Annotated in this window: 26 protein-coding genes and 1 tRNA gene; 15 read left to right on the forward strand and 12 right to left on the reverse strand. The window is 34.1% G+C overall.

The annotated features are described in order from the left end of the window. Positions 1–60: 60 nt before the first annotated feature. The 3 genes from ACLTBU_RS09905 (at position 61) to ACLTBU_RS09915 (ending at position 3,302) form a co-directional block, all read left to right on the forward strand. Positions 61–133: transfer RNA gene (locus tag ACLTBU_RS09905), tRNA-Val, on the forward strand. A gap of 223 nt (positions 134–356) precedes the next feature. Next, entirely contained in the window at positions 357–2,405 is a 2,049-nt protein-coding gene (locus ACLTBU_RS09910; protein ID WP_337530724.1) for a YgiQ family radical SAM protein, read from the forward strand. A gap of 30 nt (positions 2,406–2,435) precedes the next feature. Then, positions 2,436–3,302 (forward strand): NAD-dependent epimerase/dehydratase family protein, encoded by an 867-nt coding sequence (locus tag ACLTBU_RS09915; RefSeq protein ID WP_337530723.1) that lies wholly within the window; start codon positions 2,436–2,438, stop codon positions 3,300–3,302. 56 nt (positions 3,303–3,358) lie between these two features. On the opposite strand, the gene ACLTBU_RS09920 is transcribed toward ACLTBU_RS09915, so the two are convergent. Then, positions 3,359–4,579, reverse strand: a complete 1,221-nt coding sequence (locus ACLTBU_RS09920; protein ID WP_320650016.1) for a L,D-transpeptidase — start codon at positions 4,577–4,579, stop codon at positions 3,359–3,361. Positions 4,580–4,744: 165 nt separating this feature from the next. Here ACLTBU_RS09920 and ACLTBU_RS09925 point away from each other — a divergent pair, with 165 nt between their 5' ends. Next, entirely contained in the window at positions 4,745–5,152 is a 408-nt protein-coding gene (locus ACLTBU_RS09925; protein ID WP_412218735.1) for a DUF2871 domain-containing protein, read from the forward strand. A gap of 67 nt (positions 5,153–5,219) precedes the next feature. Here the strand turns inward: ACLTBU_RS09925 and ACLTBU_RS09930 are convergent, their stop codons facing one another. From ACLTBU_RS09930 to ACLTBU_RS09945, 4 genes are all read right to left on the reverse strand, one after another. Beyond that, entirely contained in the window at positions 5,220–6,398 is a 1,179-nt protein-coding gene (locus tag ACLTBU_RS09930) for a NupC/NupG family nucleoside CNT transporter (protein WP_412218736.1), read from the reverse strand. 88 nt (positions 6,399–6,486) lie between these two features. Continuing rightward, positions 6,487–7,062: a TetR/AcrR family transcriptional regulator gene (locus tag ACLTBU_RS09935; RefSeq protein ID WP_412218737.1), complete on the reverse strand. Its 576-nt coding sequence runs from the start codon at positions 7,060–7,062 to the stop codon at positions 6,487–6,489. A 78-nt stretch (positions 7,063–7,140) separates the two neighbouring features. Next, positions 7,141–7,806 (reverse strand): hypothetical protein, encoded by a 666-nt coding sequence (locus ACLTBU_RS09940; RefSeq protein ID WP_412218738.1) that lies wholly within the window; start codon positions 7,804–7,806, stop codon positions 7,141–7,143. Positions 7,807–7,866: 60 nt separating this feature from the next. Continuing rightward, positions 7,867–8,442, reverse strand: coding sequence for a TetR/AcrR family transcriptional regulator (locus ACLTBU_RS09945; RefSeq protein ID WP_177671798.1), 576 nt, complete (start codon positions 8,440–8,442; stop codon positions 7,867–7,869). A 243-nt stretch (positions 8,443–8,685) separates the two neighbouring features. Here ACLTBU_RS09945 and ACLTBU_RS09950 point away from each other — a divergent pair, with 243 nt between their 5' ends. Both ACLTBU_RS09950 and ACLTBU_RS09955 read left to right on the forward strand, forming a co-directional pair. Further along, positions 8,686–9,741: a peptidyl-prolyl cis-trans isomerase gene (locus tag ACLTBU_RS09950; RefSeq protein WP_249334167.1), complete on the forward strand. Its 1,056-nt coding sequence runs from the start codon at positions 8,686–8,688 to the stop codon at positions 9,739–9,741. 250 nt (positions 9,742–9,991) lie between these two features. Continuing rightward, positions 9,992–12,058: a serine hydrolase domain-containing protein gene (locus tag ACLTBU_RS09955; protein WP_412218739.1), complete on the forward strand. Its 2,067-nt coding sequence runs from the start codon at positions 9,992–9,994 to the stop codon at positions 12,056–12,058. 78 nt (positions 12,059–12,136) lie between these two features. Here the strand turns inward: ACLTBU_RS09955 and ACLTBU_RS09960 are convergent, their stop codons facing one another. Then, the gene (locus ACLTBU_RS09960; protein WP_320650012.1) at positions 12,137–13,063 is read right to left on the reverse strand and encodes a helix-turn-helix transcriptional regulator; all 927 of its coding nucleotides are present in this window, start codon (positions 13,061–13,063) and stop codon (positions 12,137–12,139) included. A gap of 122 nt (positions 13,064–13,185) precedes the next feature. On the opposite strand from ACLTBU_RS09960, the gene ACLTBU_RS09965 reads away from it, so the two are divergent. Beyond that, positions 13,186–13,410, forward strand: coding sequence for a hypothetical protein (locus ACLTBU_RS09965; RefSeq protein ID WP_412218740.1), 225 nt, complete (start codon positions 13,186–13,188; stop codon positions 13,408–13,410). 220 nt (positions 13,411–13,630) lie between these two features. Here ACLTBU_RS09965 and ACLTBU_RS09970 read toward each other — a convergent pair whose 3' ends face one another. Then, positions 13,631–15,292 (reverse strand): glutamine--tRNA ligase/YqeY domain fusion protein, encoded by a 1,662-nt coding sequence (locus tag ACLTBU_RS09970; protein WP_337530711.1) that lies wholly within the window; start codon positions 15,290–15,292, stop codon positions 13,631–13,633. Between the two features lie 99 nt (positions 15,293–15,391). Beyond that, a complete protein-coding gene (locus ACLTBU_RS09975) occupies positions 15,392–15,538 on the reverse strand; it encodes a hypothetical protein (protein ID WP_177671804.1) in 147 nt (48 codons plus the stop codon). Positions 15,539–15,965: 427 nt separating this feature from the next. Here ACLTBU_RS09975 and ACLTBU_RS09980 point away from each other — a divergent pair, with 427 nt between their 5' ends. Continuing rightward, positions 15,966–16,994 (forward strand): C39 family peptidase, encoded by a 1,029-nt coding sequence (locus ACLTBU_RS09980; RefSeq protein WP_412218741.1) that lies wholly within the window; start codon positions 15,966–15,968, stop codon positions 16,992–16,994. 43 nt (positions 16,995–17,037) lie between these two features. Here the strand turns inward: ACLTBU_RS09980 and ACLTBU_RS09985 are convergent, their stop codons facing one another. Then, complete coding sequence (locus tag ACLTBU_RS09985; RefSeq protein ID WP_177671806.1) at positions 17,038–17,190, reverse strand: hypothetical protein; 153 nt, start codon at positions 17,188–17,190, stop codon at positions 17,038–17,040. A 137-nt stretch (positions 17,191–17,327) separates the two neighbouring features. Between ACLTBU_RS09985 and nadD the strand changes: the two genes are divergently transcribed. The 6 genes from nadD (at position 17,328) to ACLTBU_RS10015 (ending at position 22,107) form a co-directional block, all read left to right on the forward strand. Further along, a complete protein-coding gene (gene nadD / locus ACLTBU_RS09990; protein ID WP_177671807.1) occupies positions 17,328–17,984 on the forward strand; it encodes a nicotinate (nicotinamide) nucleotide adenylyltransferase in 657 nt (218 codons plus the stop codon). An 88-nt stretch (positions 17,985–18,072) separates the two neighbouring features. Next, positions 18,073–18,816 (forward strand): NAD(+) synthase, encoded by a 744-nt coding sequence (gene nadE / locus ACLTBU_RS09995; protein WP_177671808.1) that lies wholly within the window; start codon positions 18,073–18,075, stop codon positions 18,814–18,816. After that, the gene (locus tag ACLTBU_RS10000; protein WP_337527337.1) at positions 18,800–19,240 is read left to right on the forward strand and encodes a GNAT family N-acetyltransferase; all 441 of its coding nucleotides are present in this window, start codon (positions 18,800–18,802) and stop codon (positions 19,238–19,240) included. The genes nadE and ACLTBU_RS10000 overlap by 17 nt, the downstream gene beginning before the upstream one ends. A 65-nt stretch (positions 19,241–19,305) precedes the next feature. Beyond that, positions 19,306–19,923 carry a uridine kinase gene (gene udk / locus ACLTBU_RS10005; protein ID WP_337527335.1) on the forward strand — a complete coding sequence of 206 codons (618 nt, stop codon included), beginning with the start codon at positions 19,306–19,308 and terminating at the stop codon, positions 19,921–19,923. Positions 19,924–20,063: 140 nt separating this feature from the next. Continuing rightward, on the forward strand, positions 20,064–21,128 hold the full coding sequence (buk, locus tag ACLTBU_RS10010) for a butyrate kinase (RefSeq protein WP_177671811.1): 1,065 nt from the start codon (positions 20,064–20,066) through the stop codon (positions 21,126–21,128). Positions 21,129–21,204: 76 nt separating this feature from the next. Then, positions 21,205–22,107 (forward strand): DUF4349 domain-containing protein, encoded by a 903-nt coding sequence (locus ACLTBU_RS10015; RefSeq protein WP_412218743.1) that lies wholly within the window; start codon positions 21,205–21,207, stop codon positions 22,105–22,107. A 37-nt stretch (positions 22,108–22,144) separates the two neighbouring features. On the opposite strand, the gene ACLTBU_RS10020 is transcribed toward ACLTBU_RS10015, so the two are convergent. Both ACLTBU_RS10020 and fba read right to left on the reverse strand, forming a co-directional pair. Next, positions 22,145–22,672 carry a hypothetical protein gene (locus ACLTBU_RS10020; protein ID WP_412218744.1) on the reverse strand — a complete coding sequence of 176 codons (528 nt, stop codon included), beginning with the start codon at positions 22,670–22,672 and terminating at the stop codon, positions 22,145–22,147. A 126-nt stretch (positions 22,673–22,798) separates the two neighbouring features. After that, positions 22,799–23,662 carry a class II fructose-1,6-bisphosphate aldolase gene (gene fba / locus ACLTBU_RS10025; protein WP_337531963.1) on the reverse strand — a complete coding sequence of 288 codons (864 nt, stop codon included), beginning with the start codon at positions 23,660–23,662 and terminating at the stop codon, positions 22,799–22,801. Between the two features lie 243 nt (positions 23,663–23,905). Here fba and ACLTBU_RS10030 point away from each other — a divergent pair, with 243 nt between their 5' ends. Continuing rightward, the gene (locus ACLTBU_RS10030) at positions 23,906–25,054 is read left to right on the forward strand and encodes a DUF2812 domain-containing protein (RefSeq protein ID WP_412218745.1); all 1,149 of its coding nucleotides are present in this window, start codon (positions 23,906–23,908) and stop codon (positions 25,052–25,054) included. Between the two features lie 54 nt (positions 25,055–25,108). Here the strand turns inward: ACLTBU_RS10030 and ACLTBU_RS10035 are convergent, their stop codons facing one another. Beyond that, positions 25,109–26,383 (reverse strand): YjiH family protein, encoded by a 1,275-nt coding sequence (locus ACLTBU_RS10035; RefSeq protein WP_337531959.1) that lies wholly within the window; start codon positions 26,381–26,383, stop codon positions 25,109–25,111. Positions 26,384–26,584: the final 201 nt, after the last annotated feature.

The following is a 26,584-nucleotide window of genomic DNA, read 5'->3' on the forward strand; positions in this document are numbered from 1 at the left end:
AGCGGCCGATGGTACTTGGCTGGAGACGGCCCGGGAGAGTAGGTGGTTGCCAAATCCCATGGTCGCTTAGCTCAGCTGGGAGAGCACCTGCCTTACAAGCAGGGGGTCATAGGTTCGAGCCCTATAGCGACCATTTTTTTATGCCTAAAACCTCTAAACTTATTAAAAAAGAAGTTTAGAGGTTTTTTGTTGTATACTTAAATTTATTATAGGAGATACTTTAACAAATTTAAGAAGTAGATTACATGCATAAAAAGTGTTATGATACAAGTTGGGTTTAAAGTAATCGATAAAATAATTAAGATTTAAATATATACCAATGAACTATATTGACAATAGAGAGGACTTCAAATTTGATGAACGAAAAAAAATTCTTACCTATTTGTAGAGAAGATATGATAGAACGCGGTTGGGATGAATGTGACTTCGTCCTTGTAACAGCAGATGCCTATGTAGACCATCACAGTTTTGGAACAGCTATTATCTCACGTGTATTAGAAGATGCAGGTTATAAGGTAGGTATTATTGCACAGCCTAACTGGAAAACAACGGATGACTTTATGAAATTAGGTAAACCAAGACTTGCTTTCCTTGTTAATGGTGGGAATATGGACCCTATGGTTAACCATTACACTGTTTCAAAGCGTATAAGAGAGAAAGATTTATATTCACCAGGTGGGAAAATGGGGCTTAGACCAGACCGTTCTACTATCGTATACTGCAACAAAATCCGTGAAGCTTATAAAGATGTAGATATTGTAATCGGAGGTATTGAAGCAAGCTTACGCCGTTTTGCACATTATGATTACTGGAGTAACAGTGTTCGTAAATCTATTCTTGTAGATAGTGGTGCTGACCTTCTTTTATACGGAATGAGTGAGCGTAACATAGTAGAAGTGGCTAATGCTTTAAATGATGGACTTCGTGCTAAATACATCTCTTTTGTAAATGGGACATGTTATTTAGTTGATGATAAAGATTATGTTTATGATTATGTAGAGATTGCTTCATTTAAAGAAGTAAGTGAAGATAAAGTAAAATATGCACAGGCTTTTAAAGTACAGTATCAAGAGCAAGACCCTGTAACAGGTAAGACAATTATTCAGAAGCATGGTAATAAATATCTTGTTCAGAATAAACCAGATATGCCCCTTTCTAGGGAAGAGTTAGATAAGGTTTATGGTCTTCCTTATATGAAAACATACCATCCAATCTATGAAAAAGATGGTGGTATTCCTGCTATTGAAGAGGTTAAGTTTAGTATTGTAAGTTCTAGAGGATGCTTTGGTAGCTGTCACTTCTGTGCTCTTACATTCCATCAAGGACGTATTGTACAAAGTAGAAGTGAAGAATCTATCCTGCAAGAAGCCGAAGAAATGACACATCTTCCTGACTTTAAAGGATATATCCATGACGTAGGTGGCCCTACAGCTAACTTTAGAGGACCAGCATGTAAGAAACAACTTAAAGCAGGTGTATGTAAGCACAAAGAGTGTCTTGCACCTACATTATGTAAGGCTATGGATGTAGATCATAAGGAGTACTTAGGTGTACTTAGAAAGATGAGAGAAATCCCTAAAGTTAAGAAAGTATTCGTTCGTTCAGGCCTTCGTTATGATTACATTATGGCTGATAAAGATGATACATTCTTCAGAGAGCTTATTGAGCACCATGTTAGTGGTCAGCTTAAAGTAGCACCTGAGCATATTTCAGCTAAGGTACTTAAGTATATGGGTAAACCAGCTGGTAAAACTTATGATCAGTTCAGAGAGAAATTCTTTAAGATTAATGAGCAACTAGGTAAGAAACAATATATTATTCCTTACCTTATGTCTAGTCACCCAGGTAGTACATTAGATACAGCTATTGAGCTTGCAGAATACCTTCGTGATATTCATTACCAACCAGAACAGGTGCAAGATTTCTATCCTACACCAGGAACACTTTCAACAACTATGTTCTATACAGGTCTTGACCCTATGACAATGGAAGAGGTATATATTCCTCGTACTAAAGAAGAAAAAGCAATGCAACGTGCACTTCTTCAATTTAGCAATCCAAAGAAATATGATATTGTATATGATGCTTTAATGAAAGCAGGTAGACAAGACCTCATTGGATATGGTCCAAAATGTCTGATTAGACCACGTGAAGACCGCTTCGGTAAAGGTCCTAAAGCACATGGCAATACAGGTAGGGGAAAAGACTCTAGGGGTAAAAATAGCACATCTAGAGATACTAAAGGTGGTAAAGGTAAAAATGCCAATAGTAGAAATACAGAGCATAGAAATGCAAGTGGTAAAGGAGTAAATAGTAGAACAACTAATAGTCGCCATACAGGAGCTACAAATAGTTCTACTAAAAACCGTAAAGGCTCTGTAGCAAAAGGTAGAAAGTTTAAGTAGTTTTTAATATAAATAGAGGCAGGGGATAAAATGAAAATCTTAATGTTAGGTGGAACGAGGTTTTTTGGTAAACAAGCTGTACAGGCTCTTATTAAAAGAGGCTATGAGGTTACTATTGCAACAAGAGGACAACAAGCAGATGAATTTGGTGATGGGGTGCAGCGCATTATACTCGATCGTACAGATAGGACTTCATTAGAAAAGGGTTTAGAAGGATTAACGTTTGACGTAGTGTATGATAATATTTGTTATGCGCCTAATGAGGCTAAAGCATTACTTGAAGTAATGGAAGGTAGAATAGGTAAATATATTGTAACCTCTTCACTAGCTGTATATAGTGAAGGCGAGCATTTAACTGAAGAGGACTTTGACCCTTATCACTATCCTATTGTATACGGTAATAGAAATGATTTCTCTTATGCAGAAGGTAAGAGACTTATAGAGGCAGTAATTTATCAAGAATTTAAGGTGCCTGCTATCGCAGTACGCTTTCCAGTAGTAATTGGTACACATGATTATACAAGAAGATTAGTTTTCTATGTAGAGCATACTTATAATGAAACACCTTATACAGCCTTAAGATATGATGAGCCTATGTGCTTTATAACAGAAGAAGAGGCTGGAGAATTTCTAGCTTTACTAGCGGAAGTAGACTTTGTGGGGCCTATTAATGCAGCTACAAATGGAAGTATTACTGTTAAAGAGATTATTGAAATGATTGAAGTAAAAGCTCATAAGAAAGCAAACTTAGTAGAATCAAGTTCACATATAGGAACATATAGTGATTTTAGCAATGTAACTTTAGATTGTCATAAGGCTGTGGCACTAGGAATGCGTTTTAGAGAAGTACATGAGGCATTTGATGAAGTGATAACTTATGACCTTGCACATCTATAATAATAAAAGGCTGGTATAACTCCCTTTTAAGGAGGTTATACCAGCCTTTTAAATGACTAATCAATAAATACACGTGTGCCGCTTATCATATTATTATAGAGCCATTCACTATTTTCTACAGAAAGCCTAATGCAGCCAGCAGAAGCAGGTGTACCTAATTCACCCTTACCTTTAAGAAGATAGGTACCAGTCTTATCAAACATAACAGAATGATAGAGATAAGTTGTACCGATAAACCCAAAAGCATTTTTACATCTATAACCTTTTTCTAAGCCAAAATAAGGCACTTTATAAGTAAGCTCAAAGGTACCTTTTGGCGTAGGAGAATGGGACTTACCTGTAGAGCAGAGAAAGTGTTTAATCAGTTTCCAATTCCCCTTACTCCCTTCAAAAATATAGGTTCTTTGTCTAGCCGTGTTAGTCCAAATAAGATAAGGCGTTTTGCTAGAAAGACCAGATTGATTAATTGTATCTTCTGCCCATATAAGTGTACCTATATCAATAGGATCCCCTAAACTAGCCAGATAATCTGTATTTTGTGCCAAGCTATAGCGCTCAAATAAGCGTGTATTAATTTGGCCAAACATGTTTTCATTAGTGTAGTTTAGTTCATAGCCTTCTGCCTTTGTGATAACTGTTGAAAGGTATTTTTTTGAAGCATGCAATGTATTAGCAGGGCGTGTAATCGTTTCAAGAGGTTTTAAATCGTAATGGCTAGGTTGATAAGTGAAACCATTATCCCAGTAAAGGTCAACAACAGATAAGCTAACAGGTGTAGGAAGGTCATTAGTAATTTGATCAAGAGTGGCAGAGATATGTAGAGGTTCTTTAGGAATCATTTTATAAGAGGTACCGTTTATTTCAATATGATAAAGCTCACGGAGTGCTCCGATAGGAATGAGGACATTATCTTGCGAATCAATACCGTGTGTTTTAAAGTTATTAATCCAAATATCATGTTCATAGAGTGAGTAGTATTGATGGATTAAAGGGACATCAGAGAGTGTAGCTTGGGTATTAGGAAATTCATTAGAAGTAACCTTTATGATACCAGTTTGAGAATCATAATGAACATTTAAGCCTATTTCACGTAGTCTAAAGAGAGGTACATATTTACTACCTAATACGTCATAAGTTTCTATATGTATATCATTAAAATCTAATGTAATATTACTTGCTTCAAGCTGGCCTAAGTAATGAGAAGAAGTAGGTTCAGTGGCTGTAATAGGAACGGCAATTAGACAAAACAAGAATAGAATAGTTAATAATTTTTTCATTAGAACACTCCTTTTAACTTTGAGATTAAATGTATCTATAATATATATTGAGGTTGAAAAATATTTATACGTAAAACAATATTTAAATATAGCCATAAGTTAAAAAAAATGATATACTAATATTAATTAAATAATAATTTTTATTATATAGATGGAGGATTTAGCATGAAAAAATACTTTAACGCATCTATGGCTTATCTGATTCTTGGCCTTATTGCAGGTGTATTTTATAGAGAGTTTACAAGAATGGCAGAATTTACAGGTCAAACTGTTTTAAAAGGTCTTCATACACATATTCTTGTATTAGGTTTCTTATTCTTTATCATTGTACTTTTACTTGATAAAAACTTTGGTTTCTCTAAAATGAAAGGAAGCAAAGCGTGGTTTATCAGTTACAACGTGTCTATGGTGTATTTTATTGCAACAATGGTAGCAAGAGGGATTGCTCAGGTGAGAGGGATTGAAGTGAGTGGTCTTAGCCATATAGCAGGTTTTGCACATGCTTTATTTGGAGCAGCGCTTGTATGGTTCATTATTATTGGAAATAAAATGCTTAAAGAGCAAGCAGAATAATAGCAAAAGAATAACAAAAGGAGTATTGCCATTTGGCAATACTCCTTTTTGATTGTAGCATTAAAATTTAGAACAACATACCTACAATGGCTGCTGTAATAAGTGTTGTTAGTGTACCAGCAAGAAGCGCCTTAAGTCCAAATCCAGATACTTCAGGGCTACGACTTGGGCAGAAAGATTTGAAACCAGCTACAGCTATACCGATGGAGCTAAAGTTTGCAAAATTACAAAGGGCTACAGATAGAACAGCTTGAGTTCTAGGAGAAAGCGTATGCAGTAATGTCCCTAATTCTGTAAAGGCAACAAATTCATTCATCGCAATTTTTGTTCCTATAAGTGTAGCAAAAGGCCCGATTTCACCTTTTGGAATACCAAAGAGCCATGCCAAAGGTGTAAAGATAAAGCCTAGTATAGAGCTGAAAGATAAACCTACAAAGGCTAAAATATAATTAAGTAAAGCAATAAGCCCTAGAAAGGCAATGAGTACAGCAGCTACATTAAAGGCAAGCTGTAAGCCTTGAATAGCACCATCACTAATAGCTTCGAAAAGGTTAGAAGACTCAGATCCTTCAATTTCAATATTGTTTGTACGACTTACTTCTGTTTCTGGAATAATAATTTTAGAAATAAGAAGTGTAGCAAAAGGAACAGTAGCCATAGCAATAAGGAGATATTTCATATCAATCCCCATAAGGACATAACCACCAATAACCGATACGGATACAGAGGAGAAGCCCCCGGCAACAACTGCAAATAACTCACTACGTGTTAAATCAGGTAAGAAAGGCCTTGTAAGGAGAGGTGCCTCTGTTGTACCTAAAAAAGAGTTTCCGACAGAACAGAAAGTCTCTACTTCTGTTGTATCTAAAATCCAAGCTATTGCTTTTCCTAGGTATTTTACAAGGAATGGAATAACCCTTAAATAATAGAGAACAGAAATAAGCGCACTTGTAAAAGCAATAAGAGCTAGAACATTAAAGGCGAAGATAAAATTATTAGTAACGAGGTCCCCAAATACAAAGGCAAGCCCTTCATTACCAAAGGAGAGTACTTTTACTACAACATTGGCTACAGATTCAAGGATATATCGGCCTACAGGTACCCTAAGTACAAATAGAATGAGAAGAATCTGAACTCCAAGTGCAGTAAAAATTGTTCTAAAAGAAATTGCTTTCCTATTTTCAGAAAAAAGGTATGCAATAGCTAATAGGACTAAAATACTTATAATGCCAGAAAAAATATACATACAAATCTCCCTTCTTATAGAGAATAAAATACCTATCTAAAGAAGTATTTTTACCCAAAAGGAAGAGAATTATTAAAAAAAGACTAACCTAGTTAGTCTTTTTATTTTTGTATAGAAGTCTTTTTAATATAAGATTAAAATAGCGATAATCATGTTCATTCTTCTGAAGCATTAAGAGAAAATTAGAAAGAATAAAATTCATAACACGCTTAGGGCCTAATATACCATAGATAGTAGGATTAAACTCACCTTTATGTCCATCAATAATCTCTTCAAGAACTTGTAAGAAGTGTGCCATATATTCTAGATCATCATTTTCAGATAGATTAAGGTCAGGAAAAGATGAAAGGTCTTTTAGCCACGTTTCACGTAAAGGTGCTAAGTAATCTCTCATATAAAAATAAAGTACTTCAAATTGTTTATAAAAATCAAGTTCAGGGTCAAGCGCATGATGAAAGGTTTTGAAGGCTTCATTCCAGAAAGCATTCATAATTGCATAGGTAAGATCTGCCTTACCAGGAAAATAGTTGTAAATAGTACCTAAAGCTACACCGCCTTCACTTGCCACTTTACGCATATTAATAGAATCAAGACCTTCTTTAACTGCAAGGGCCATACCAGTAGAAACAATAGTAGCCTTAGGATTTTCAAGTGCACGAGCCACATGACCACCTCTTTTGTAAGAAACTATGTTCATATTGTAAAATATTTCCATAATTTGGTCAATGGGATTATGCTAGATTTATGAGTTTTTTCTGAAATATCTATAACCGATAAGTACAATCCAAACATAAGCTAATGTTTTAGGAATCATAAGCATACCGACAATACGTATTGTAGTGCCCCATAAAACAACTGGTACATAGAAAGCAAAAGATAAGAATACGGCAATGGCCATATAAATATAATCTTTATCGTTATGTACTTTAGCTTCTTTATACATAATGTAAATCATAATGATACCCATAATAGCGAAAGGAATATTGCGGTAGATCCCCCAGCTGATAGGTGCATTGTAGTTAAGCCAATTATTACCTGGGAAGAAGCAGAGAATAATACGTACTAGGGCTAAAAGATAGATAGTAAGTGTTAAAAGTTTAGTTTCTTCTTTTGTTTTGTTAAAACGTACCTGCCAAATTTTATAAAGAATAACATAAAAGATAGTCATAGTAATAGAAGTAATAAATTTACCGATACCTAATGCAGCTGCATTAGCTTCAAGTCCTGTTGTAAGTAAGCCATATGCTCTAGGAACAAGATGGAAGGAATCTCCAGCCCCTAATAGAACAGACATATAGCCGAATAATTTTACATACTTATCTTTACCTTTTAAAATCATTTGAAAACCAAGGATAATAACAGTAGATAAGTAAACCACATCAAAAAGTGTTTCCATAATAGCTTGCATAATAAAACCTCCATTCAGTATTGAACAATGTTCATTTGAGGGTGTAAAAGAAGGGCCCTATTAGGCACCTTTTGAAATTAGTATACGCTTAAGAAGTGAATTAAAGAACTCATAATTAGGATCGCCATTCTTTAACATCATCATAAAGTTAGAGAAAATAAAGTGAGTTAATTCATCTTCAGTAAATGTGTTAAATAATGATGGATCAAATTCATGCTTGTGAGCTTGAAATAACCTAGTAAATAAGTCTATAAAGTGTGACATATACTCATCCTCTTTTTGCTTACCTTTTTGTTTATGAATAGTAGATAAGGAAGAGAGGTCATTTAACCAGTTTGTCTTAAACTGTTCAAGATACTTTAAAATATAGAAGTAAAGATATTCTAGTTGCTGGAAGAAATCTAAATCTTGAGTATAAGATGTGTGGAGTGAACTAAAACATTCTGCCCAAAAGCTTTCTACGATGGCAATAATTAAATCCATCTTAGTGGGGTAGTAGTTGTAGATTGTCCCTAGAGCAATATCACATTCTTTTGCTACAGTACGCATATTAATGCCTGTTAATCCTTCATCAGAAGCGAGTTTTTTTGCTACAGATAAAATAAGTTCTGTAGGATTCTCTATTACACGTGACATAAAATCACCTCATTCAAATGAACTATGTTCATATGATAGAGTATTTTATATAAGTTGTCAAGAGGTCCTACAATATAGAGTGCTGTTATCTCTTTTGAGATAAATTGTATAAATAGTATAGCATAATGTGAAAAAAATAAGTATGATAGAGAGAGGAAAAAAAGTATCTATATTTTATTTATATGTTGTTAAGATTTTTAAGTTATACTAAAAGTAAATCAAACAGTGTAGGGAGAAGTAAAGATGAAAAAATTTAAAAGATTCATAGCAGTAATGGCATTGGCAACAGTAGCTATATCAGTAGTAGGATGTAGTGACACAAAAGCTGGACAAGCTGAAGACACAACTCAAACTACAGAAGCAAAGGAGCAGGGAGCAGAGGCTACAGCACCGGATTACTCAGAATATGAAAAAGTAGTAGTAGCAGAAGTAGGCGATGCAAAAGTAACACTTGCAGAAGTGAAAAAAGAAATGGCATACCTTGAGCAACTACTTATGATGCAATTTGGGGAAGACTACAAAAATAATGAAGAAGCTATGACTTTCTATAAAGAGCAACAAAAAGCAATCCTTGATTACTTAATTGAGTCTAAATTACTTGTTCAAGACGCTAAAGACTTTGAAATTGAAGTAACAGATGATGAAATAACTGCAGAAATTGATAAAGTAAAAGCGAACTTTGAATCAGAAGAAGCATTTACAGCAGCTATGGAACAAGAAGGTTTAACATTAGAAAGCTATACACAATTTGTTAAAGAAAATTTAATTATTGCAAAAACACTTGAAAAAGTAACAGCAGATATTGACGTGACAGATGATGAAGTTAAAGCTTACTATGATGCTAATATTTCTAAGTTCACACAACCAGCAGGTGCTGAAATGGCTCATATCTTAGTTGCTACAGAAGAGGAAGCAAAAGATATCAAAAAACAATATGATGAAGGTAAAGATTTCGCAGAGCTTGCTGCTGAATTTGGGACAGATGGAACAAAAGAAACAGGTGGAAGCTTAGGCGGATTTATTGCATACGATTCCCCAACTTATGATGCAGATTTCTTAGCAGGAGCTAAAGGGCTTGGAGAAGGTGAAGTATCAGATCCTGTTAAAACACAATTTGGATGGCATTTAATTAAAACAACAAATGTTCAACCAGAACCAGTTGTAAAAACATTAGAAGAAGTTAAAGAAGAAGCTAAAGCTGGAGCACTTCAAGATAAGCAATATGAAGCATTTGGTAATCATATTGAAACTTTAAAAGAAAAAATTAAAGTAGAAATTTTTGAAGACAAATTAGCTTAATAAGAAGGAGTAGATTCTATAAAGGAATCTACTCCTTTTCTCATATCAACTGCTAATAAAGAAATCTAATATATTACTAAGTTCATCTGTAGCTGCTATATAAAGCTCGTATATTTACAGCATGTACAAGTAAGTGTTGTAAAGTGTTTATTTATACCCCTCCTCTTTTAGTTTGGAAAATTATAGAATAATTTTCGAGAAAAATATATAATAGAGAAGTAAGTCTAAAAAATGAAAAGAGATGATAAATATGAAAAAAAAATTAGTTGTTTTATTAATTGCAGCACTTACTTTAAGCAGTATGAATCCTGCTGTAGTTATGGCGAATCAAGTACCAGTCGTAGCTTCGACCAGCTTAGAACAGGTTATATCAGGAAAAGCAAGTATGTTAAATACAATGCTTGGTGGAACTAGTATGCAGTATGCATTAATAGATTCAGGTGAAATCGTACTATCAGGTAATACGGGTGTATATAGTAAATCAGAGAATAAAGCATTAACTGATGAAACGATGTATGGTATAGGGTCTATTAGTAAAATGTATGTAACTGCAGCTGTTATGCAGCTTGTAGATGAAGGAAAAATAGATTTAGATACGCCACTTACAACCTACATACCAGAATTTAAAATGGCAGATGAACGTTATAAAGATATTACCCCTCGTATGCTACTAAATCATTCATCAGGGCTTATGGGTTCTAGTTTTAGAGGTTCATTCTTATTTAATGATGCCGATACATATGCAGTAGATTCTTTACTTAAACAGCTAGAAGATCAAAGGTTAAAAGCTGACCCAGGCGCTTACAGCGTATACTGTAATGATGGTTTTACACTTGCACAAATTTTAGTAGAGCGTGTAAGTGGTATGGATTTTACAAGCTTTATACATAAGGCATTTACAGAGCCACTTGGTCTTACAAATACTAAGACACCTATAGACGAATTTGATAGGAATGAACTCGCTAAAGCATATTATCCCACTTATAATGGTGAACTTCCGGTAGAAAGTGTAAATGTGATTGGTACTGGAGGTATTTATGCAACAGCTGAGGATCTTTGTAAGTTCTCAGAAATTTTCATGCATGGACAAAAAGATATTTTAAGTGAAGATGCCTTAAAGGCTATGGAAACGAATGAAGCTGAAAAAGGTATCTGGGTAAAAGATGGAGACAATAGTTTTGAGTACGGGCTTGGATGGGATAATATGAATGTCTACCCTTTTAATGAGTATGGTATCAAGGCACTTGTAAAAGGTGGAGATACTCAGCTTTATCATGGTAGTTTAATTGTACTTCCAGAACATAATATGGCAGCTGCAGTCGTATCATCAGGTGGTGCAAGTACTTATGATCAGATGTTAGCGACTACTATGCTTTTAGAACAACTTAAAGCTAAAGGAATTATTGATGAAATAAAACCAGCTAAAGTACCAGTAGCTCCAGTTAAGGCCGATATGCCTAAAGAGCTTATATCAGAGTCAGGTATTTATATGGCAATGGGTAGTGCTGCATATGAAGTACAAATAAAAGAAACAGGTGAGCTTGTATTAAAAGCACTTACAATGCCTGTTCCAGAGCAAACTTTTATCTATACAACAGAAGGGGTTTTTGTAAGTCCTGATGGGAGTACACAGGTTCAAGTTGTAGAAGAAAGTAATGGTCATAAATATTTATGGGCTAAAGGATATGGAAGTTTACCAGGCATAGGTGAAATAGCGACTTCTGATTATCAACTTCAAAAAATGGAGCCTAATGAAGTATCAGAAGAAGTAAATGCAGCATGGCAAGCAAGAAATGGTAAGAAATACTTCATCATAGATGAAAAATATAGTTCTCAAGTGTACTTAACCATGCCTGCTAGTTTACTTATGTTAGATAGTTACTTACCAGGATATGTAATAGGAAATAAGATTATAGATGCTAATAATGCACAAAGTGTTATACAAATACCAGGTATGAATGGGCGTGACCTTCAAGATATTCAAATCTTTGAGAAGGACCAAGTGGAGTATGCAAAAATAGGTGGTTATACGACAATCAGTGAAGATGCTATACCAGATTTAGCAAATGCTACAGAAGCAATCTGTACCATTGGAGAAGAAGGTTATGCAAGATGGTTTACAGTACCAGCAGCATTAGCAAATAAGACTATAGCGCTTACTATACCGGCAAATGGTGCAGCAATGGTTTATGATATGCATGGGCAATTAGTAGACAATACATATATTAGTGGAAATGCAACAGTAACATTACCAGAAAATGGCTATGTAGTATTTGCAGGTAATGCAGGTGTACAATTTAGTTATGCAGTTCAATAATATAGATAAAAAGGCTATCTCAAGAGATAGCCTTTTTATAATGCAATGATATAATGACAAGATAATAATTTTATATATTTATACAGTAATACCATAGTGTACTTTACAGGATTCTAACATTTGATGATAAAGGTCCTCATGATTAGAAATGATAAAGAGGTCTTTGGCATATTGAAGTGTTTCTAGATACTGAGGAATATCTAAGTGGAATTGTGCAATCCCTTTACGGAAGTAAAGATGTGCAAGAAAGGAAATAGAGCGATTAGAGACTGCATATTGTATACCTAGATTAGCATGTTCTAAGGCTTTCTTATGTAAGTCTATACGATGAAAAGTATAAGATAAATTATAGTGGAGCTTAGCTAAAAGATTAGAAGAGGCAATCTGAACATTTTCCTTAGAAAAGTTACTACAGAAAAGAAGTATTTCAATACAGTGTGAAGCATCTTCTAAGGTATATTTCGTTAGACCAATGTTCATAAGGAGACGGAGTTCTAATTCATTATAATAATAAGTTTGATAGTGCTCTAAATTAAAATTCTCGATGGTATAGGAGAGTGCTTGTATATAACATTCTATTTGTAAATCATAACGTTTTTCTTTAATCCCTAGGAGTACACCTTCAATTAAAGCAATAAGTTGTAGAACCTGATTTCTGAAAAACTGATTCATATTATGTGTGGCTAATTTTTTAAATTGAATAAGGTCTTCTTGAAGTAATGCATAGTTATTACTATCTAAGTGAAAATCTAACTCTCTTTTTAAATCTTCTAGCTCATCATAATGGTCCATACGATAAGTTAAAAAGAGCTCTGCAATATCCATATTAAGTGCAGAAGAGAGCAAATCTAGTGTTTCTTGTTTTGGTAGAACGAGTCCATTTTCAATTTTTCTTAATGTTTCAAGATTAATTGAGACTTTAAGGCTAATATCTTTCTGAGTTAGATGTAGTGTATGGCGGATTTCTTTAAGAGCTTCACCAAATCCTTTGAGATTGTAGTACATTTTAATGTGCCGCCTTTCTTTAGTAAGTAATAAACCCAACTTAAATTGGGTTACAATTTTTTAAAAACAAAGTTAAAATAAGGTATGAGTTAACTATTATAAGAAAGTAGAGGAGTAATAATATGAAAAAGTATGTAACCATTATATCTACATTTTTATTAGTAAGCTGTACGGTAGGGGGACAACTATCACAATTACAAGGTCCAGATGATTTAATCGTGGGACATGGTAAAACAGTAGTAGCACAAGGTCCAGACGATTTAATTGTAGGGCATTCTGAAACAACAGTAGCACAAGGTCCAGACGATTTAATTGTGGGGCATTCTGAAACAGCAGTTAACTTTTAGGGTATTTAATTATTTTATAAGGTTTATATATAGAAAGAGTTTTAAAAGTAAAGAGGGTAATGCTATTTAGTACTTAGATCGGACAAGTTAGCGCTAGGGGATGCTAACTTATAGAAAAGACAGGAGTTGGGGGACTTCTGTCTTTTTTATATGTCTAATAAAACACCCACCTTATAAGATGTATAGGGTGGGTGTTTTTCTATAAAATGGAAAGGAAACGTTAACTAAGTTTAAAAGAACTCTTAAGTGGTACGATACGGTTGAATACAGGTTTTTCTTCAGTAGAGTATTTCGTATCTACAGTAAAGAAACCGTGACGTACAAATTGGAATTTATCTAAAGGTTTAATACCCTGAACACCCGTTGATTCAATGTAACCTTGAACAACTTCCATAGAGTTTGGATTAATTTGTTCTAAGAAGTGTTTACCTTCATTTTCTGGTACATCATCTAAAATAAGAGGTTCGTATAATCTAAATTCACAAGGTACAGCATCAGCAGCATTTACCCAGTGAATTGTAGCTTTAACTTTACGGCCTGTAAAGCCTGAACCACTTTTAGTTTCTGGATCGTAAGTACAGTGTACTTCTACTACATTGCCATCTTCATCTTTAATAACGTCTGTACATTTCACAAAGTAAGCGCCTTTAAGACGAACTTCATTACCTGGGAAAAGACGGAAGTATTTTTTAACTGGTTCTTCCATAAAGTCTTCTTGTTCAATGTAAATCTCACGTGAGAATGGTACAAGGCGTGTGCCTTTTGTCTCATCTTTAGCATTGTTTTCAATTTCAAGCATTTCAGTTTGGCCTTCTGGATAGTTTGTAATAACTAATTTAAGAGGGCGCATAACTGCCATAAGAAGTGGTGCTTTTGGAAGTAAGTCTTCACGAAGGAAGTAATCGAGCATTTGACTATCTACTGTAGAATCAGCTTTTGATACACCGATTTCACGGCAGAATGTACGAATAGCTTCTGGTGTATAACCACGTCTTCTAAGGCCTGCGATAGTAGGCATACGAGGGTCATCCCATCCATCAACTACACACTCATCAACAAGTTGTTTAAGTTTACGTTTACTCATAACAGTATTTGTCATGTTAAGACGTGCAAACTCAATTTGGCGAGGAACACTTTCCATCTCGCATTCACGAACAAACCAATCATAGAGAGGTCTATGGTCTTCAAATTCTAATGTACATACAGAATGTGTAATACCTTCAATAGCATCTTCTAATGGATGAGCGAAGTCATACATAGGGTAGATGCACCATTTATCACCTGTATTATGGTGAGTAGCATGTGCAATACGATAAATGATAGGGTCACGGAAATTGATGTTTGGTGATGCCATATCAATTTTTGCACGAAGAACTTTAGAACCATCTGGAAACTCACCGTTTTTCATACGTTCAAGAAGGTCTAAGTTCTCTTCTACTGAACGATCTCTATATGGACTTGGTCTACCTGGTTCACTAAGTGTACCACGGTACTCACGCATTTGTTCTGGTGTAAGGTCACAAACATAAGCAAGACCTTTTTTAATAAGAAGGATAGCTTTCTCATACATGATATCAAAGTAATCTGATGCGAAGTAAAGGTTATCCCAGTCAAATCCGAGCCATTTTACGTCTTCTTTAATAGATTCTACATACTCTGTATCTTCTTTTACAGGATTTGTATCGTCAAAACGAAGATTTGTTTTACCACCGAATTCATCTGCTAAACCAAAGTTAAGGCAGATAGACTTAGCATGTCCAATGTGAAGGTAGCCATTTGGTTCAGGTGGGAAACGAGTAATAATTTCTTTATGTTTACCTGTATTCAGGTCATCAACAACGATGTTTTTGACAAAGTTGGATGTATTTATTTCATTTGACATAAATAATACCTCTCTATTATTCAAAAAGAATTCATTTGTTTATATTATCTCTATTTTAATCCAATCTATAAAAAAAATAAAGGGCAAAAGCCCTTTGTCTTAAAGTTTTTTAGCAGCACAGCGTTTACAAATCTTTGTTTTATCTTTATCCCATAGTAGTTTTACACGTGGTCTACCACAAAGTGGACATGTTCCACGCCAGTTTTTCTCCTTCTTAGCCCATGGACCTCTTTTATTCTTTGCCATATGATTTTCCCCCTTAGTATATAAACGAATTCCTATGTTAAATATATTAAAAAGTGGACAAGATTATGACTGATAAATTTAAAAAATTAAAAGTGGGAATTTTAAACTTTTAAGGAATGAAAAGCCCATCATAAATAAAAAGAAACTGCTTAAAATAATAGTGTAGTTATTCATCATTTTTAGGAGGGATTTGCGATGAACAAAACTCGTTCTGCTATGAAGAATATGGTTAAAGATATTAAAAGAGTGATGAAAAAAACTATTAGGAAAATGAGTTAGTCGAAATAAGATGAAAAAGCAAGCTTAATACAGAAGCTTGCTTTTTTACATTTTTATAACACTAAATAGGAAGTTGTTGAAAATAATAGAAAATATAATATAATAAAATTATTGTTATTTTATGGAAATATTATAGGGGGATGAAAAGATGGGGAAAAACAGAATGAAGCTATGTGTGACTTTTCTTTTTATATTCATACTTTGCTTAAATACTAAGGCAAGTAATAAAGTATTGATAGAAGGTGTGCCACTTATTAATCAGCATCCAGAATTACCTACAGGATGTGAGATTACAGCATTAACGATGCTTTTACAACATCAGGGGGTACAAGTAACAAAAGAACAATTAGCTAAGGAAGTTAACCGTGTACCTGTGCCTTATAGTAATAACAATGGTAAATTATATGGCGGTGACCCTAGTAAAGGTTTTATAGGAGATCCATTTAGTAAAAGAGGTTTTGGGGTCTATAAAGATGCACTTTTACCTATTGTAGAGAAATATCTGCCTGGTCGAGGAGAAGATTTAAGTGGTGGCGATTTTAGTCAAGTTTATGCAGCCTTAAATGAAGGAAAGCCTGTTATGTTATGGTGTACTATCTCTATGCTCAATGTAGATGCTAGAAGAAGTTATTGGACGACACCTGAAGGCAAGACAATAGAATGGAAAACACCGGAACATGCTATGGTGGCAGTAGGTTATGATGACGATTATATTTATCTTAATGACCCTTATGTAGGAAAACAAAGGAAGTACAAAAAACAAGTGGTTATTAATAGATGGAGCGATATGGGCAAACAGGCCATTGCTATTAAACCAAGCAATGCACTAGGAAAGACACCTATTATTAAAAAACAAAGTTTAATGATAGAGGAGATTAAGTACATAGATTTACTTACAGTTGATGCACAAGGATTATGGATAGAGGCAAGAATGTTGCCTAGCTTATTTAAGAATACACAAGTTACCTATGACCCTAAAACTTATTCTGTAATCATTAGTACTACGGGGGAAAAGGGGACTCAAATGGTTCTTAGCCCGTATGAAAGGTACCTAACTACTTATAATAGTAGTGGGCAGAAAGTACAAATGACTTATAAAATCATAGATGGCATTACTTATGTAAATAAAGAATGGGTAGAAAAATTTTATGAACTGCCTATACAGATTCTCGAATAGTAGAAGTAAAAACCGCACAAAATGAATTTGTGCGGTTTTTTATTTAGTTGATATGAGGGCTTTGGAAGCCTTCGCGAGGAACGGAGTGCTTTTTGTTGTTGCGATTATGATTTTGTGCTTCAGCAGTAAGAGGAGTTTGGTAGTTGCATTTTTCCATACGTTTTTGTTTGTTATCTACTTGGCTGTCTTTAGGCATCTTCAAGTCTCCTTTTTAGAAAATATATTGTGCATGTGGATAATATCTAGGATGGTTTTTTAGGAAGAAATGTATACTGGAAATATAAGATAAGGGGCAATAAATAGTATGAAGTCAGAAGGAGTGGTAAATAGTAAATGAAAAGTATAGAAAAAGTGCTTGTCATCTTTGGAGGCTCTTTTAACCCACCAACGAACTCACACTTTTCTTTAGCGGAACAAATTTATTGCAGTTTTGATGAAGTAGAGAAAGTTATTTTTATGCCTGTTTCTGATGCTTATCCTAAAAAGGATTTATTAGAAGCAAAATATAGGGTAAAGATGCTTGAGCTTGTATGTAAGCTTAATCCGCATTTCGAAGTTTCTACCTTAGAGGTAGATTCTCCAGTTTTACTAAGTAGTATAGATACTTTAAGAAGGATGCAAAAAGCCTATGAGGATCATGAAATATGGCTTGTACTTGGAACAGATAATTTAAAAGTAATGACGTCATGGACTTGTTATAAAGAAATATTAGAAGGCTTTAGGTGCCTTGTACTAGAAAGAGAGGACGATATACTAGAGCATATTATTGAACAAGATACCCTATTAAAACCGTACAAAGATCGATTTATTAAAATGAAGGAGAGCATACATAGTGATGAAAGTGCTACTTTATTACGTCAAAAGCTAAGAGAGGGCAAAAGTATTCGCTATATGTTACCTGATGAAGCATACTTTTATATAGTAGAAAAGGGGCTTTACACGGTAGTGCCAACTTCTCATAATAAAATTGGGAATAATAATATACTATGATATAATAAAATTGAAAAACTGTGTACAAAGTATCTTTCTAAGATAAAAAGTGGACAACTTTTACTAAAAAAGAAAGGAATTGTGGAAAATGGAAAATAAACGATTAGAACATAGGCTGAATTGGATTCGTGAACGTGTAAAAGCTGCAGGTTGTACAGGTGTGGTAGTTGGTGAAAGTGGTGGTAAAGACTCCGCAACTGTTACAGCATTATGTGTACGTGCACTTGGGAAGGAGAATGTAGTAGGCATTACTATGCCATGTAATTCACTTAGTACAGATATGGAACATGCTCGTCTTGTAGCGGATGCATTTGGTATTAAGTTAATAGAAGTGAATATTGGCGGTGCGTTTACAACACTTAAGAATACTATTATTAACGAACATGAGCTTAACGAACTTGCTGTAGCTAATATAAAACCACGTTTACGTATGACTACACTTTATGCTGTAGCACAAACTTTAAATTATCTTGTAGTAGGTACAGATAATAAGAGTGAGATGGTAATGGGATACTTCACTAAATGGGGTGATGGTGGATATGATTTTAATCCACTTAGTGACCTTACAATGCAGGAAGTACTTGAACTAGGTAAAGAGTTAGGTGTACCAGAACCTATTCTTACAAAGGCACCATCTGCTGGACTTTGGGAAGGACAAACAGATGAAAAAGAAATGGGTGTAACTTATAAAGCTATTGAAGAATACATCAAGACAGGTACAACTGATCCAGCATCTTTAGAAATCATTGAAAAAACAAATAAAAGAACAGCTCATAAACGTGAGATGCCATATATGTATAAAGGTTATAGCCAAGATGAATTGGATTATTAAAAGATTCGACGACCTAACACCTGTAGAAGTTTATGATATGATTAAGTTAAGATTAGAAGTTTTTATTGGTGAACAGGGTTGTTCTTATGAAGATTTAGATGATAGAGATAAACAGGCTTACCACATGTTTTTATATGATAGAGATAACATCATTGCATACTGCCGTATACTTGATGCAGGTGTAGCTTATGAGGAAATGTCTATAGGTCGTGTATGTGTGCATAAAAATTATCGTAACCAAGGAATAGCAAAGAGTATGATGCTTGAAGCACTTGAATTTGTGAAAAAACAGGTAAGTCATCCAACCATTAAAATTTCAGCACAAAGCTATATTATACCTTTTTATGAAAGTGTTGGTTTTGAGATTATATCAGAGCCTTATCTGGAAGAAGGTATTGAACATAGGAAAATGAAATGGAAATAAGATAATATAGCAAGTAGACATAACATATGGTATGATAGATGAAAAAGTTATTAATGGAGGATACTATGGAACATATTGTAGTAATTGGTATGGCTGGAGGGACCGGATCTGGTAAAACAACTTTAGCGCATAAAATAAAAGAAGCTTTTGGTGATGATGTAGTCATGCTAAGTCATGACTATTACTATAAATCTAATTCAGATTTACCTTTTGAAGAACGTGTAAAATTAAACTATGATCACCCTAATGCGTTTGACACAGATTTAATGATTGAACATATTAGGGAACTTAAAAAAGGTAACGTAATCAGTCACCCAGTTTATTCTTTCGTAGAGCATACAAGGCTTGAGGAAGAAGTAGAAGTAAAGCCTGCTAAAGTTATTATCGTTGAGGGTATTTTAATCTTTGAAAACAGAGAGCTTTGTGACCTTTGTGATATTAAAGTATTCGTAGATACAGATGCAGATGTACGTATTCTTCGTCGCCTTATAAGAGACGTTAAAGATAGAGGCAGAGATATTGATTCTGTAGTCGAACAATATTTAAATACAGTTAAACCAATGCATGAACAATTCGTAGATCCAAGTAAAAAAAGAGCGGATATTATTATCCCAGAAGGTGGCTTCAACTCGGTTGCTCTTGAAATGCTTTTAGAACGCATTAGAACTTTCATCAACAGATAAAGGAAACTTAGAAGCTGTATACTTTAAATTTAAAATGCATAAGCTATATTATATCTAAGAAATAAATTAAGGCTTAAATTAAGACTTAAAAGAACCACATGATATTACACTAGAGTGATAAACTAGAGGAGACGTTAGCGATGCCTAAATATAATATTTTAACAATCAATCCAGGATCAACATCAACAAAAATAGCTTTATTTAAAGACAATGAACTTGAATTTGAACAAGTATTAAGACATCCAGCAGAGGAGCTAAACCAATTTAGCAAACTCATCGATCAATATGAATACCGTAAAGAAAAAATTATTAACTTCCTTGAAGAAAAAAATATAACATTAAAAGATTTAGATGCTATTTCTTGTAGAGGGGGGTTAATTGGACCGATCCCAAGTGGAACATATACAATTAATGACAGCTTATTTACAAGACTTAGCACAGATGTGGTACATGCTTCTAACTTAGCAGGTATTATTGGTTACAACCTATCCAAAGAATTAGGTATTCCTTCTTATATTACTGACCCAGTAACAGTAGATGAGATGGCACCTATTGCAAAAGTAACAGGTATTCCAGGGATTGAAAGAAAAAGTAAATTCCATGCACTTAACCAAAAAGCAATTGCAAGACGTGCTGCAAAACAACTTAATAGAAGATATGATGAAAGTAATTTCATTGTTATTCATATTGGTGGCGGTATCAGTATAGGGGCACATGAGAAAGGTAAAGTTATAGATGTAAATAACGTTATCGATGGTGATGGTCCAATGGCACCAACACGTGCAGGTTCTATTCCAGTAGAAGCCGTAATTGATTTATGCTTTTCTGGTAAATATACACGTACAGAACTTAAAGAATATGTATCTCAACGTGCAGGTCTTACAGATTATCTTGGAACAAGCGATGTAAGAGATGTACAAGAGATGATGGAACAAGGTAATGAACAAGCTAAAATGCTTTATGAAGCAATGGCATATCAAATTTGTAAAAATGTAGGTGCAATGGCTACAGTATTAAAAGGCAAAATTGATGCTATCGTTGTAACAGGCGGTGTAGCTTATTCTAAACAATTCATACGTCTTCTTAAAGAACGTATTGACTTCCTTGGAGAAGTAATTGTTATCCCTGGTGAAGAAGAAATGCTTGCTTTAGCAGAAGGTGCATTACGCGTTTTAACTGGCGAAGAAGAAGCTAAAACAATATAAAATAAAATCCCCCTTTTTATCTTGAAATATTCTGATAAATGTGCAAGTATTAGGATATAAGATAAGGGGGGTTTTTATGTTTAAGAAGAATAGAATTTTAATTGCTATCTTAACATTAGGAATGCTTATAACATTTGTAGCCTGTTCCTCTTCAAAGCAAATGAGCTCATCTGAAAGGCCAATAGAAGCTACCAAAGAAGAAGTCAAAGAGGAGACAAGTATAGTAGTAGATGAAGTAGCAGATCAACAAGGAGGAATACAATTTAATACCAGTAGTCAGCTTAATAGAAAAGTTATCAAGACAGGAAGAATAGACCTTCAAACAAAGACATTTGATGATACAGTACAAAATATTATGGACCAAGTGAATGAAATAGGTGGATTTATTCAGAACTGCTCTATAGAAGGAAACAACTTATATAGTGAATATAATAGACGCTATGCCAACTTAAGTGTACGTATTCCTAATAAAGAATTTGATAAATTTATGAATGAAAGTAGTCAGTTTGGGAATGTAACCTCTAAGTCTATAGAAGGGGAAGATGTAACAGACCAGTATATGGATACAGAAATAAGACTTGAGACACTTGAGATTCAAGCAGAAAGGCTTAAAGAATTACTTAAACAAGCAGGGGACTTAGAAAAACTCTTTAAAATAGAACAAGAACTTGCTGATGTAACTTACCAAATAGAATCTTTAAAGGGAACTTTAAAGAAATATGATAGTCTTATTGATTATTCCACTATAGAAATTAACGTAGAAGAAGCAGAGGTCTATGTACAACCTGCTAAAAAGGTTACTTTCTTAGATAAAATTAAAAAGACATTTATGGATTCGGTAGATGGACTGATTAATGTATTACAAGGTATTGTACTTGTTGTGGTAGCTATGATACCATTCCTTATTATTATTGCACCAGTTGCTCTTGTGGTTGCATGGATTATTATAAGAACGAATAGAAAGAGAAAAGAAAAGTAGAATTTAAAGGCTCCAAGGTTGTGATATACCTTGGAGCTTAATTAAGTTTAAGGTATTCATCAGATATAAGTTGAAATACACTATGATAAAGTATTTTTTCTGAACGTGTAGACGTCATAAATAAAGGATTAAGAAAGTTATAAAAAGGTTTAAGCGAGTAAAAGGAGCTATTCTTCTCATTATAAATATCTTGGATATGGATAGTACCTAAATCAGTAATGGAGAAGTAGTAATGAGTTTTAGGAGTGCTGCTATTCGATATGACACCAATATTGATAACAGTTTCATCATCTCTATACCCATCACCACGTGTCTTATAATAAGTAGGTGTAGTAATGAGATTTAGAAGAGTGTTAGCCAGTTCATTTGGAAGCTTAACCTCTTCCAAAAGAGTATTTTGTAGGGCAGGTTGTTCAATACTAGCATAAACCTTTAGACTTTCACAAGGAATAGCATTAGGGAGTTTAAGACGATTGGCTAAAAAATAGTAAAGAAGTAAATAAGCTAAGAAGAGTAAGATGAGTAGGCACTTAAAGTATTTATTTTGGAGTAAGTTATTTTGCACCTTTAGTGAACACCTCCTTAAAAATTGTATTATAAGTATATTTGATAGAGCATGATGGTATTCAATGAATAAGTGCAATAAACAAAAAAGGTATCACAAATCGTGATACCTTTTTATTTAAATGAATTATGCTTGGTTTACAGAACCGAATAATTCCATTTTTTCTTTTACTGTAGCTTTAATAGCTTCGAAGCCTGGAGCTAATACTTTACGAGGGTCGAATCCTTTACCTTCTAAGTCTTTACCAGCTTCAATGTATTTACGTGTAGCAGCAGCGAATGCTAATTGGCATTCTGTGTTAACGTTGATTTTAGCAACACCTAAAGAGATAGCTTTTTTGATCATTTCTTCAGGAATACCTGTACCACCGTGTAATACTAATGGCATTGTACCTGTAGCATCAGCGATTTTTTCTAATGCATCGAAAGCTAAACCTTTCCAGTTTGCTGGGTATTGACCGTGAATATTACCGATACCAGCAGCAAGCATAGTTACGCCTAAGTCAGCGATAGCTTTACATTCGTTAGCATCAGCGATTTCACCAGCACCAACAACACCATCTTCTTCTCCACCGATTGAACCAACTTCAGCTTCTAAAGAAAGACCTTTTTCATTTGTTAAGTTAACTAATTCAGTTGTTTTAGCAATGTTTTCTTCGATAGCGTAGTGTGAACCATCGAACATGATTGAAGAGAAACCAGCAGCCATAGCAGCTTTAGCACCTTCGTAGCTACCATGATCTAAGTGAAGAGCAACTGGAACAGTAATGTTTAATTCTTCAAGTAAACCATTTACCATACCAACGATAGTTTTGTAACCACCCATGTATTTACCAGCACCTTCAGATACACCTAAGATAACTGGTGAGTTGTTTTCTTGTGCTGTTAATAATACAGCTTTTGTCCATTCTAAGTTGTTGATGTTGAATTGACCAACAGCGTATTTACCAGCACGAGCTTTATTAAGCATTTCTTTAGCAGAAACTAACATGATATTACCTCCGTCAAATGGGTTATTCTATTTTAGAGAAAAATAATAAGAACTACCAATTTTCCCTACCTTCAATTATTATACCCTAAATGTCAAGTTGTGAAAATATAAACTAGTAATTTTAATAGGCCAAAAATCAAAGAAAAATAGAGAATTTACTAGAAAAAATGACTATATTTATTTGAAGGTTTAGAAAAAAGGAGTGTATAATGAGAAATAAAGAGGGCAAATGGGAGAGAAAATATGAATACAGTTTATAAATGGATACCATATGATTATTGGCAGGCTACAGAATATGAAAATTGGCTTAAAGAGCAGGCTGCATCAGGATTAGAAATTCAACATGCAGGAAAGTATTGGGGGCGCTTTAAAAAATCTTCTCCTAATCAAGTAGAATATAGAATAAGCATTAGTAAAACAAGATTAGATGAAGATGATATGATAGATTTAGATTGGGTAAAGGTAGATAAAAATAGTGACTTTATACTCTATCGTTCATCTATGGCAGAGCCTGATAGTGCCTTATACAAGTACAAAGAGGAATACTTAGAGGACGTGGCGGAACGTAAGAAACAGCATGCAGGAAGAATTTCTGGATTTAAATTAGGTATAGGACTTATTATAGGATTTTCTATCATATTATTTATAATCAAATACATTTTTATGCAAGAAGAAGTTAGTGTCATAGGGCTGATTAAAGGAAATAATAGTACTCTTGGATTTCTATTGTTTGTATATGGCGTAGGTTTTTATAGAGATAAAAGAGCTATTAATGGGTTAAATAGGTTACAAAGCAGGATAGAATCAGGGGATTCTTCTAAAGGGCAACAGCCCCATACCTTACAAAAGATAACCTATATCATATTACTGATAATGATGATAGCTTTATTTTTTACAACATTTACTTCTATATCTGGAGATGAGCATAAGTTACCACTAGGGGATACTGAGTTGCCTATAGTAAGTCTAGCAGTATTAGAAGAGGAGAGTCATCTTGTAAGAGCTCCGGAAGATGAAAAATATAAGTGGATGAATAGCTATAGTGAGCAGTGGAGTATTTTTGCAAAGCGTATGTATTGGGCCGATGAACGCGGTTATATAACGGACAGAGAAGATGAAGAGAGATATCGAGACCTAAAGCAGGAATTCTATGAATTGACTTTTAAATGGATGGCAGAACCTTTAGCACAAGAGTTGATGGATAAGTATGGTTATAGAGAAGCATTTAAGGAATTAAAAGTATCAGAATTAGATAAGGCCTATGTAGTAGAAAACAATAGAGGCATACAGCTTGTAGTCATTAAGAATAATCGCGTCCTATATGTGGAGTATAGAGGCGATATAATACTAGAAGAATTATTAGAAGAAGTAGTTAGAAAAATTACTTTATAGGGCGAAAAAAGAGGTTATCACTTTCATGCGTATAAAGTGATAACCTCTTTCCGATTAGAATAATAAATGTCCTATAAGTGCAATCACAGGAAGTGTGATAACTGTTCTTTGTAAGAAGATAATAAAGAGTTCTTTTAAATTTACTGGAATTTTAGAACTAAGTAAAAGTGCTCCTACTTCTGATAAGTAGATAAGCTGTGATACAGATGCACAAGCTACTACAAAACGTGTCATATCCGATTCTACCCCTGAAATAAGGATAGATGGAAGAAGCATGTCGGCAAAACCAGCAAGAAGTGTACTAGATGCTGTTAATGCTTCAGGTACACCAAGAACTGCAAGCAAAGGATAGAATGGTAAACCTAATATTTTAAACACTGGTGTATATTCAGCAATGATAAGAGCAATTGTTCCTACACCCATTACGACAGGAATAACTGCAAACCACATATCTATAACATTTTTGAAACCATCTACTAGAATACATTGTTTAATGCTTTGGTGCTTAGCTTTATCAAGTGCTTTCTCAAAACCGTATGTGAAAGAAGTGTATCCTTTTGGTAAGCTTTCAGTGTATTTTGGAGCAGAACCATCAATAAGTAAATCTTTTTTCTTAGCTAAAGGTCCGAATTTAGGTACTAAAATTGCTGCTATAATACTTGCAAGTGTTACTGTTAAGTAAAATGGAATAAACATATGGCTAAGGCCTACTGTTTCAGCAATAATAAGTGTGAAAGTAATTGAAACAAGTGAGAAAGTAGTTCCGATTACACAAGCTTCTCTTTCTGTATAGAAACCGTCTTCATATTGTTTACTTGTAAGAAGTACACCAATTGTACCATCACCAAGCCAAGAAGCAATACAGTCAATTGCAGAACGACCTGGAAGTTTAAATACAGGACGCATAACTTTTACAAGTAATGCACCTGCGAACTCAAGAAGTCCGAAGTTTAATAATAAAGGAAGTAAAAGTGCTGCAAAGAAGAAAATAGTAAAGAGTACAGGAAGAAGATCCGCTAAGATAAGACCACCTGTAGCTCCACCATAGATAAATTCTGGGCCGATTTCAAATACAGCACATGTAAGGAATATAACGCTTAATAAACGGATAACAAACCATACAGGTGTTACATTGAAAAGTGTATTTAAAAACTCATTTTCTAGAATGCATTTAGGTTTTACTGTTTTAGCGATGATACTTCCTATAGCTGTAATTGCAGTAATGACTAATAAAATATAAGGAAGAAAATCACTAAGGATACCTTGAAGTCCTTTTGATAAAATAGCTACTGGAATAGTAATGCCACTTTCTGTAGTAATTGGTATCATAAATAAAAATATCCCGATTAGCGATGGGACAATAAATTTAATCATAGATGTGAATGAATATTTCTTCATTTTTATGTTCCCTTCTTGTGATGATATTTCGTTCTATCAAATCTTGTAACAGTATAATTTATAAGTTATAAAAATGCAATGATTAATTTACATAAATATGTATAAAAATTAAAATCTGAAATATACTAAAGA

The sequence above is a fragment of the Zhenhengia sp. genome (assembly GCF_046966505.1).
In the GTDB taxonomy this organism is placed as follows: Bacteria; Bacillota; Clostridia; order Lachnospirales; family Cellulosilyticaceae; genus Zhenhengia; species Zhenhengia yiwuensis.